Origin of the sequence: Flavobacterium sp. DSP2-3-1 (assembly GCF_049896865.1) — a bacterium.
Classification (GTDB): Bacteria; Bacteroidota; Bacteroidia; order Flavobacteriales; family Flavobacteriaceae; genus Flavobacterium.
The window spans coordinates 118733-130079 of sequence record NZ_JAFCVD010000008.1; the positions used below are offsets into that span (position 1 = coordinate 118733).

General features: G+C 34.3%; 7 protein-coding genes. All 7 read right to left on the reverse strand.

Going from position 1 to position 11347, the window contains the following annotated elements; translation table 11 throughout:
* Positions 1-22 precede the first annotated feature (22 nt).
* Positions 23-1648, reverse strand: coding sequence for an amidohydrolase (locus tag ACP7AT_RS10745; RefSeq protein WP_426064318.1), 1626 nt, complete (start codon positions 1646-1648; stop codon positions 23-25).
* Positions 1649-1821: 173 nt separating this feature from the next.
* Positions 1822-3498: an asparagine synthase B gene (gene asnB, locus ACP7AT_RS10750; protein WP_426064319.1), complete on the reverse strand. Its 1677-nt coding sequence runs from the start codon at positions 3496-3498 to the stop codon at positions 1822-1824.
* Positions 3499-3694: 196 nt separating this feature from the next.
* Complete coding sequence (locus ACP7AT_RS10755) at positions 3695-4144, reverse strand: hypothetical protein (RefSeq protein ID WP_426064404.1); 450 nt, start codon at positions 4142-4144, stop codon at positions 3695-3697.
* Positions 4145-4222: 78 nt separating this feature from the next.
* Positions 4223-5254 (reverse strand): carboxypeptidase-like regulatory domain-containing protein, encoded by a 1032-nt coding sequence (locus ACP7AT_RS10760; RefSeq protein WP_426064320.1) that lies wholly within the window; start codon positions 5252-5254, stop codon positions 4223-4225.
* 132 nt (positions 5255-5386) lie between these two features.
* Positions 5387-7147, reverse strand: a complete 1761-nt coding sequence (locus ACP7AT_RS10765) for a TonB-dependent receptor (protein WP_426064405.1) — start codon at positions 7145-7147, stop codon at positions 5387-5389.
* A 105-nt stretch (positions 7148-7252) separates the two neighbouring features.
* Positions 7253-8116 (reverse strand): PhzF family phenazine biosynthesis protein, encoded by an 864-nt coding sequence (locus ACP7AT_RS10770; RefSeq protein ID WP_426064321.1) that lies wholly within the window; start codon positions 8114-8116, stop codon positions 7253-7255.
* An 81-nt stretch (positions 8117-8197) separates the two neighbouring features.
* The gene (locus tag ACP7AT_RS10775; protein ID WP_426064322.1) at positions 8198-11212 is read right to left on the reverse strand and encodes a tetratricopeptide repeat protein; all 3015 of its coding nucleotides are present in this window, start codon (positions 11210-11212) and stop codon (positions 8198-8200) included.
* Between the last annotated feature and the right edge of the window lie 135 nt (positions 11213-11347).

An 11347-nucleotide genomic window follows, 5' to 3' on the forward strand; every position in this document is an offset into this window, starting at 1 on the left:
TCATTGGATTTATTCAAATCTACTATTTGACTTTCTGACCTTTTAAATACGTGTTCGTTGGTTTCATTTTCACTATTTTATTTTCTTCCACTTTCATTAAATCCTGGTCAAACATTACAAAATCAGCCCATTTCCCAACTTCCAAACTTCCTTTTTCTTTTTCTTCGAAATTAGAAAAAGCGGCCCAAATGGTCATTCCTCTTAAAGTTTCGGCTCTGGTCAAAGCATTTTCCATTTGAAAACCATCTTTTGGATACTCCTTACTGTCTTTTCTGGCTACGGCAGCATGAAAAGTTAGCATCGGATTCACTTCTTCTACAGGAAAATCCGTTCCTAAAGCTATCATTCCCGCTTTTTGAAGTAATTTTTTATAAGCATATGCATTTTTCAATCTTTCTTTCCCCAATCTGTCTTCAGCCCAATACATATCTGATGTGGCATGTGTGGGTTGAACCGAAGGAATAATTCCGAATCTAAAATAGTCAAAATCAGCTTCACGCAGAACTTGCGCATGCTCAATTTTCCATCTTCTGTCTTTTGTGCCTGTCAAAACTTCTTTGTATATTTTCAAAATCACCGTATTTGCTGAATCGCCAATGGCATGTGTATTTAACTGAAACTTTGAAGCCGCAATTTGTCTCGCTACTTCTTTTAATTCTGGAACTGGTGCCAGCAAAGCACCATATTGGTCGGGCTTATCAGAATACGGTTTGTGCATGCAAGCGCCACGCGAACCCAAAGCACCATCGCCATACATTTTAAAGGAACGCACATTTAGATTATCCGTTTTATAAATTCCTTTATTTAAATATAAATCGATATTTTTTTGATTTGCTGTCACCATAGCATATACATTTAGCTTCATCAATTTTGCTTTCTGCAAACTATCCATCAAATGAATAATATCCGGATCCAATCCTGCATCATTCACGGTTGTCAATCCGTAATCAAACATCACTTTTTCGGCATCCAATAAGGCGGCAATTTGTATCTTACGAGTTGGTTTTGGAATTATCTTAAACACTAATTCCATTGGATTATCTACTAAAATTCCTGTTGGTTCCCCGTTTGCAATTTCAATCTGACCGCCAAAAGCTTTCGTATCTTTCGTGATTCCGGCTAATTTTAACGCTTTACTGTTGACGATTATTGCATGCCCGTCTACTCTATTCAAGACTACAGGAATATCAGGAAATGCAGCATCTAAATCTGCTTTTGTTGGATACTTTTTAACTTTCCAATCGTTTTGATCCCAACCATTCCCAACAATAAATGTTGGATTTTTATCTTTTTGAAAAGCTTTTAAACGGGTTATTATTTCGTCCATACTTTTAGTTCCACGCAAATCAGCTTCTTGTAGACTTAATCCATAGCTGTAAAAATGGCAATGCGCATCAATTAAGCCAGGATAAATGAATTTTCCCTCCGCTTGTATCGTATTTTTAGATTCGTATTGTTTTGTAATTTCACGATTAGTACCAATAGCCACAATTTTGCCCTTATCTATTGCCATAGCCGAAGCGGTCTCAAAAGAGTTATTGACCGAGTAAATCGTTGCATCGGTAATAATGGTATCAACAGAAACTTTACTTTTTTGATCACAAGAAATCAATAAGAATAAGCCAAAGAATAGTGTAATAAATTTCATAATAAACATTTTAGTTGCGCTAATATAAAAAAACTCGCCTAATTATTTTGGACAATGCGTAATTATAACGTTTTTTCAAATTATATATTTCTACGTAAATTTAGTTTCCATAAAAAAACGCTCTCGAAATGGAGAGCGTTCTGTGAATTTAAAAAATCTTAATTATCTTATATTTATACTTTTACATACGCATCATCATGTACACTCGCTACTGCTCTTCCGGACGGATCGTTCATGTTCTTGAAAGCCTCGTCCCATTCCAATGCAATTTTTGTACTGCACGCAACGCTTGCTTCTTGCGGAACACACAAAGCAGCTGCATCACTCGGAAAATGCTCGTGAAAAATAGAACGATAGTAATATTCTTCTTTAGAAGTTGGCGTTTGTAAAGGGAACTTATATTTTGCATTTGCTAATTGCTCATCGGTAATTTCAACAGCTACAACTTCTTTTAAAGTATCAATCCAACCGTATCCTACACCGTCACTAAATTGTTCTTTTTGTCTCCAAGCTACACTTGGCGGTAACATCTCTTCAAAAGCTTTACGAACCACCCATTTTTCCATCGGATGTTCTGCATTAATCATTTTATCTTGTGGATTGATTCTCATCGCCACATCCATAAATTCTTTATCTAAAAATGGCACACGTCCTTCAATTCCCCATGCTGCTAAACTTTTGTTCGCTCGTAAACAGTCATACATATGAAGTTTTCCTAATTTACGAACATTTTCTTCGTGGAATTCTCTCGCGTTTGGCGCTTTATGAAAATACAAATATCCTCCAAAAAGCTCATCTGCTCCTTCACCTGACAATACCATCTTGATACCCATAGATTTAATAACTCTCGCCATCAACCACATTGGTGTCGACGCCCTAATTGTAGTCACATCATACGTTTCCAAGTTATAAATTACATCTTTAATTGCATCTAACCCCTCTTGAATTGTGAATTTAATTTCGTGGTGAATGGTTCCAATATGATCCGCAACTATTTGCGCAGCCGCTAGATCTGGAGAACCATTTAATCCTACCGAGAACGAATGTAATTGGGGATACCAGGCATCGGCTACATCTCCGGATTCAATACGTTTTTGTGCATATTTTTTGGCTACAGCCGAAGTAATTGAAGAATCTAATCCTCCCGAAAGTAAAACTCCATAAGGCACATCGCTCATCAATTGTCTGTGAACCGCTGCTTCTAAAGCGACTTTAATATCGTCAATGCTGGTTACGTTGTCTTTTACAGCATCATAATCAACCCATTCTCTCTGGTACCATTGTACAAATTCGCCATCTTTACTTGACATATAATGACCCGGAGGAAACAATTGGATTTTAGTACAATACCCCTCCAACGCTTTCAATTCAGAAGCCACGTAAAAAGTTCCGTGTTCATCCCAACCTATGTATAATGGAATAATTCCCATGTGATCCCGAGCAACAAAGTACTCATCTTTTTCGACATCATAAATGGCAAATCCAAAAATCCCGTTCATTTCATCTATAAAATGCGGCCCTTTTTCTTTGTAAAGTGCTAAAATTACTTCGCAGTCACTTTCGGTTTGAAAGTTGTATTTACCTTCAAATTGTTTACGCAATGCTCTGTGGTTATAAATTTCACCATTTGCCGCTAAAACAAGTTGCTTGTCTTCACTGAACAACGGTTGCTTTCCTGAAGCCGGATCAACAATCGCCAAACGTTCGTGAGACAAAATCGCTTTTTCATTACTAAAAACTCCACTCCAGTCTGGTCCACGATGACGGATAATTTTAGACATTTCTAATACTTGCGGTCTTAAAACTTCTGCTTTTTGTTTTAAATCAAAGGCACATACTATTCCACACATAACTATATATTTTTATTGTTCTGTTTATTTTGATAGGGCAAAGATGGAATTATAGTTCTAATTGAAAAACACAAATACCATTTTTAGTTATAAATAATAACTAAAAAAGAATATTTGTGTTTAAAATGTAATTAAAAGATAATAAAAACAGAATTGAAGTTGTGGATTGTAAAAAGAAACGTAGGTGAGATGAGTTTTATTCGATATTCTCCACCAAATACTTCGTCCCATTAATCTCAAAAGTAAAACCTTCTTGATTTCCCATCAGTTTATTTCCCAAAGGTGATTGTGGAGATAATGCGATAATATTGATTCCTTCGACATTGATTTTTGGAAGTGCCACACTCAGGTATAAATAGATTCCATTTGCTTTAACCAAGCTCCCCACAATAATAGTTTCGGCCGTTACAGTAACATCAATTTTATCCAAAACTGTTTTTTGATTTAGAACTTCTCTCAATTTACGATTAAGTTTTTCCTGCTCAATGTGCATCATAGACAAAGCCGTTTCGTGTTTGTCTCCGGCAGAACCTTTAGCGTCATTTTTAGAATCTTCGGTAAGTGCCACAATCATGTCTTTGAAAACGTCGATTCGATCCTGAACTAATTGCAGGTAATGAATATGTATTTTTTGTTTGAAGGTCATAGGTTTTTTTGGAGTGCGGATATTTACCATCCGGTGGTTATTCTAGAATTATTTTTAGTTTGTTTTTAAAATGAAAATTTAAGGGACATAATTCATTGGTAACATATCTCCCAATTTTCTCGTCGCTAAATCTCCCCCAAACTCAATCTTATCAGCATCTGAATTGTTTCCATACTCATCTACATAAAAAACATTTGTTAAGAAAATCACTTTTGATTGTTTCGTTTTCTTGTAAAGAAAATTAAAATCGGCATAAAATCTAGGTTTAGAGCCAGCTAAAAGGCCTTCATATTTAATATTCGAAGCAATACTGATCTTCTTTAACTTTCCTTCATTGGAAATTGTAAAATAATTTTCTGGAATATCCTGAAAACCTCCTTTGAACAATAAAAAAAGATCTTTACCCCAACGATTTTCCGAAAGATTTTTAAAGAGATGCATCGAAGAGCCATTGTATACATTATCCCTGATTTTTTTTATTTTAGATTCTTTATTTATCTCATTAAATAATGTTGTTCCCAAAAATAAGTTTTTAGTTACGTCTTCATTTTTTATACTCTTTTTACGAAATTTAACATAAAATTCATACAAATCGAATTCAATTTGATAACCTAAATATGGATTATCAATTTTTAATGGCTTATCTGATTTCGCAAATAAAGTATTTGTTTTATAATCATATTCAAATTCAATATCCTCTTCATTATTAATTTTACATGATTTTCCAGCCTTTGTAGTTCCTAAAAACTGATCTCTAAATAATTGCATTTTTTGGCTCCTTGTAAAATAATCTTTTCTTATGACAACCTCATCAAGTTCGACTTGCTTCGCGACTAAATAAATTTTTCTGTTATTATTTTCAAAAGGGTTGGCAATACCTACTGTTTCATAACCCATAGACCGGATAATCAATGAGGTATTAATTTTACTCTTCACACTCAAAAAATATTTCCCATTTTCATTGGTCAAAGTAGCTATTGTGGTTCCATCCAAATAAACCGACGCTCCTACCATTGGCATTTTGTTTTCGTCAAAAACGGTTCCTTCTATGGTTTGACAAAAGGTATTTAATGAAAACAAAAAAATAAAAATTAATAATATTCTTTTCATATTACAAAAAATTAAATCAATATTCTTCACCAAAAAATCACCGAAAGGTACTCATAGAAACTACGATGTTCTCCAAGTTTTTTTTATTACGGTTTCTGTGATTTTGTGTCTACTTCGTAGTTAAGTAAAAAATTAAAAATCAAATTTATAGTTCACGCCTAAAATCACTTGAAAACCTTGAACTGGATAATTTAACAATTTTTGGTAGGCATTATTAGTGATATTATTGGCTCTTGCAAAAGCAGTCAATCGGTCACTGTATTTGAAACCAACATTTGCATTTACATCAAAATACGATTTTAAAGTAAAAGGACCCGGCTGAACTACATATACAAAATCAGTATTTATCTGAAAATCTTTTCGCTCGCCAACGTAAAACACATTTGCACCAGCAAACCATTTTTCAGTTATATTAAAATCAAGATTTGAATTTATTTTAATCGCCGGCAAGTTCCAGGCTTCTTGCTGAAAATCATTCGTAAAACTACGGAAAGTTCCGTTGATTCCAAAAGACACATTTTTAGAAAAATCGGCTTTTAGTTCTCCGTAAAAACTCAATGTTTTCATATCGTCATACACCACTTGAAAGGAATTTCCAAACGCATAATCTTCATTACCCGCATTTTCATTATAATCATTGCTTCTAAATAATGCTTTATTTCTTTCGTTGACGTACGAAGCTTTAACATTATAACTTACATTATTGGTCAATTTCCCTTTTAATCCGGCAAAAACATCATACTGCTGATCTGTTGGTGTCATACTCAATGTAGGGGATAAAAAAGGATTTTCGTCTACAAAATCCTGATATGAATTTTGTTTTAAGTTCCCTTCGGCGCCAGCATAAAAAATCATCAAATCTCCAACTACTTTATACGAAGCATTGAATTTTGGATAAATATAAAAGGAATTACTGCTGTTTTGATTGTCCATGCTATATATAAATGCAGCACCAATATTTAGCGTCCAGTCGTTCTCTTGCATCACAAAGCTTGGTGAGATTCCGAAATTTGTAAAGCCGTATTTCATGGCTTCCGTATTAGTATTTAAATAATTTTTCTTGAAATTACCTCCTACATAATCTACAATTAAATCCGTTTTCACAGCACTTTCCATTACGTCAAATTCAATTGTAGGCTTTGCATAAAATCGATTTTCAGAAGATCCGGAAGCATCCGAAAAATGGTTGTATTTAAGACTTGTTTTGTTTAAAATACTTTCGTTAAAAGCTACATTTCCGCCTAACGATATGGTTCTGTATGTTTGCTGCGGATCAATTGCATTAATCATCATCACTTGCTCCTGAGCTGATAAAGTACTCCCAAATTCTGAAGGCAGTCCATACCAGTTATAAATTTGGTTTTGGTACCCTAAATCCAAATTCCAAGATACGTCTTTTTGATTTGAACCGTACATCAAGTTCAGAGCGGTATCATAAAAACGATCTTCTAACGCTACATTTTTGATTCCGCCTTCTGACGAATGATGACGAAACATACCGCCAACATAATCCGTAGTATTAAGATCATGATTTACGAATAATTCGCCAATAAAAGTTCCGTAATTCCCAACACCAAAAGTGGCATAATTTTTAAATAAATGCGCTTGTTTTTCTTTCTCTACTCCTTCTGCTTTTCCTTTTGATGGGGTAAACGTTGAAGCTACCGGAAAAGAAAAAATGGAATACTTTATAATTTCTTTTTTGGCATTTCCTTCCTCATCCAGTTCTGGAATTTCTTTAACTTTGAAAGCATCCGAAATTTTTGGCGTATACGGTTTTACAACATTTACTGTTTCGGTGCCTATTTGCTCTTTCTTTTGTGCAAACGAAAATTGAGAAAGTAAAAGAAACAAAATCCCAACCGCAACTCTCACCGAAGGGCAGGTTGCCATGAATGTTTCTATCTTATTAATAAATGATGTTATTTTTTTATCTTTAAATGTCATGTTTTATTTTTTTACTTCTTAATTTGTAATTCGTCCTTTCTAATCTTCAATTTATACCTCCCATTCGCCTTTTGCAATGAATTGCGTTTTGCCACCAATTTTTATCTCAAAATGATTATTCGTCAATTTCCCATCAAAATAAATCTGGGACGGTCTTCTTATAAAATCACCCTGATGATTGATAATTTGGATTTCCGGCTCATTATATTTTAAAAGAAAAGCCTGTAAACAAGTGCTTGCACTTCCCGTTGCCGCATCTTCAATAAGTTGATTATTTTCAATACACAGCATTCTGCTACTGAGTTTTGCATCTTCTAAACAATAAAAATACAACGCTCTGTGATTGGTTTTGCAGTGTGCATCCAACCAGTCGTTCATTTTATCCTTATCCAAAATCAAATTCTCCAATGCTTTTATATTTTTGACAGGAACAATTACAAAAGCGCTTCCTGTAGTCACCTCCTGAATGGGAAATTTAGCATCGAGGTCACTATTGCTTAAATTGCTAAACGATTCAAAATCATCTGCTGAAAAAATATCCAAAAATTCCGGTTGTGCAGCCTGCAGCCAAACCAAATCTTCCGATTGATACACTGGAATTTCACCAATTGGAACCGATAAAATAATCTTTTCCGGTTGCTGCTCAAATATCTTATTCATCAAAACCCATGAAGTTCCAATAATTGGGTGACCGGCGAACTTCATTTCGTGCTCTGGAGTAAAAATTTTGATGGTTGCCGAATTGTTTTCAGCATCAAGCTCGGTTATAAAAGTGCTTTCCGCAAAGTTTATTTCTCGCGCAATTTCCTGCATCTGTTTGTCAGTTAACAAATCGGCACCTGAAAAAACTGCGAGTTGGTTCCCCGCATATTTTTTTTCTGCAAAAACATCAACGATATAAAAAGATAGACTCATTCAATTTGTTTTTTTGGCTTTCGATTATTTAAAAATTTACGCTTGATTTAAGTTGTTTTCCAACTTCTAAACCTTGATTTCTTACTTTGTAATCGATGAATTTGTTTTAGATTCTTCCGCCTTTATAGCGTTCAATTCTCTTTGTGCATCTGAAACGACATCTGGAAAATCAGTAAAATTTTGAATTACATTTTCTAAAATATAGGTTGCCTGATAACTGTCTTTCAGTCCGTAAAAGTTTTTCGCCATCAATACTAATCCTTTGGCTCCAAAATATTTATAACTGGAATAATTCTTCGCTAATTTTTGAACTGCAGTATTGGAAGCTTCAAATTTTTCGTCTTTATTTTTAAAATAAGCATCATAATACAATGCTTCAGCTGCTAATTCTCCTTTGGCAATCGTCATTAGTTTTGCATAAGCAACTTTCGCCTTCGCTTCATCACCCGTTTCAATTGCCGCACGTGCAATGATAATTTGTGCATCACTTTTTACATTATCATCTGTTTTTGAATTCATCAAAACCTTCTCGGCATAAATAACTGAATTCGGATAATCTTTTTTATCATAATACAATTTCATCAAGTTCGATTGTGCAAATGTTTTGTTCTGAGAAGTATCTGCTTCATTTTCTAAACGAGTCAAAATCAGAATTGCTTTTTGATCCTCTTTGTTTTTAAGGAATATTTGAGCCAATCTTGACAACGATTGTTCAGTAAATTCACTTCTGGATTGTGCAACTACATATTCATAATTAGGTGTCGATTTGCTTTCTGACCCGTCAGCATAATACAATTGCGCGAGGTAATAATTAGCTTTCAAAGTATGAATCCCGCGAGGAAATTGGCTTACATAACCGCTAAATCCTGCAATTGCCTGTTTAACATTATTTTGTTGAAATTGTTTTTCAGCGGCTTCATAAGTGTCATTGTCCAATTCTGCATCCGTTACCGCAACAAAATCCAATGTTCGAACCCAAGTTGCATATTCATCTACTCTACCATTGTCGACATAAATTAATCTAGCAGTCGCAACCGCTTCCAAAGCTTCCGGAGTTCTAGGAAAATCAGCCGCAACTTTTTTAAATTTCAACAATGCCTGCTCGTCTTTATCAGTGTTATAATAAACCAATCCCTGACGCAAAATAGATCTGGAAGTGAAAGATCCTTTTTTAAATTCCGTATTTAATCGGTCGTATGTTTTTACAGCAAGTTCATTTTTATTCTCAGCAACATAGGTATTTGCCAATTCAAAAAGCGCGTCGTCTCTGTATTCTGATTTTGGATACAATTGTAAGAAAGCATTTATCTCATCAATTTTCTTATCGTTTTTAGCCATAAATCCATAGGAAATTGCTTTTTGAAAATACGCATAATCCGCATCTAAACTTTTAGATTCGATTACTTTAGTATACGCCTCCATTGCGGGACCGTATTTTGAAGTCACAAAACGGCAATCCGCTAAACGCAAATACGAATCATTTAAACGTACTTTATCACCAGGCGCTTTTTCTATTTGTTTTTGGAAATAATCACCTGCTTGATCGTATTCTTTCAATTTGAAATACGTGTACGCAATATTGTAATTACTGTTTTTAAATTCGGGTGTTGTTGCTGCTTGGTTTGAACCAATGAACTGCTTGAAACTTAATAAAGCGTCTTTAAAGTCATTCAAGACATATTCCGTTTCGCCTTGCCAGAAAGTAGCACGAGCCGTAAAAACAGGATCTTTTTGTTCGCTTACAGATTTTGTGAACATCTTCAATGCTTCCGGATAATTTCCATCAGTGTATAATTCTAAACCTCGATAAAAAAGCACTTTTTGATACGCTAATTTATTTTCTGGCAATTTATTTTTTTCTAATAAAACTAAAGCTTCTTTATAGTTTTTAGAGGAAATATAAGAATCTATCAATAATTTCTCCACCTCAGAACGGCTTTCATTCTCGGGATATTTTTTCAAAAAAGCCTGCAAAACCGAAGGAACACTTTGATACGAATTCCCTAAATCATAACTTAATTTGGCATAATTCAAGCTGGCGTCTTCTTGAATGGCTGCATCAAAATCCATTTCAGAAGCATTTTTGAATGCGTTTAAGGCCTGTTGCTTTTTATCAGTATTCAGGTAACTTTCTCCCAAGTGATAATAAGCATTTTGTGCTACTAAATCTTTCCCTCCAATGATTTTATTGAACTGCGAAATCGCATTTTCGAAATCTTTTTGCTTGTAATACGCATAACCCAATTGATAAAAATCAGTATTATTCCATTTCCCTTTTTTTCCTTTATAATCTACTAAATATGGAATTGAAGTATCGTATTTTTTTAAATTAAAATAACTTTCACCAATGATTTTATTAAGTTCTGATTTTTCCAAAGGAGTTGATTTAGCCATTGCTTTCTGCCCCAAATCAATTGCTTTTTGGAAATTCCCCAGCTTAAAATTCATATCTGCCTGATAATAGGAAAGCTTTTCTTTGTACTTCTCCTCGCCCGAAACTTCGTCAAAATACTTCGTTGCCTGCTTGTAATCATCTCCTTCATAGGCCATAAATCCCAAATAATATTTGGCTTGAGAACCATATTCGGCAGAATTAACGACCTTATTCAAATATACTGTAGCTTCCTTTTTCTTTTTGGCATTAAAAAAACTATAACCTTTCTGGAAATTGAATTTATCTTGGTCTTTTCTGCTTAAACTGCTTTCGTCTACTTTATCAAACCATTGTAACGCTTGCGGATAATTTCCTTGGTTAAAATGATAATGTGCCACCTCAATATACGCCTGATTTTGCTTTACGCTCGTAGGATAATCTGAAACAAATTGCTCCATCAATTCATCCGCATTGGACTGATTGGTTCGAATGGCGCAATTAGCGGCATAATAGGCACAATCTGATTTCAATTCTTCAGTAGCTGCAGTTTCCTTTACCTTATTAAAAATAAGTTGCGCCGAGGCATATTGCTCATCTTTGAATAAAGAAACCGCTTTATTAAAATCTTTAGAATCGTGCGTATAAATAGTTGATTTTTGTGCCGAAATACTGGCCGTTATAATAAAAAAGGATAAAAAATAGCCCCAGGAAAGTTTTTGCATTGCGATTTTATTTTAATAATTCAAATGTATTGTATTCTGAACTCTATAACGAATCCGTTTTGGCTTTTATTATGATTTTTTTTCACAGTTTGCAATTAAAGCGACATTGCGTATGATTAATCAAATCAAGCCGCG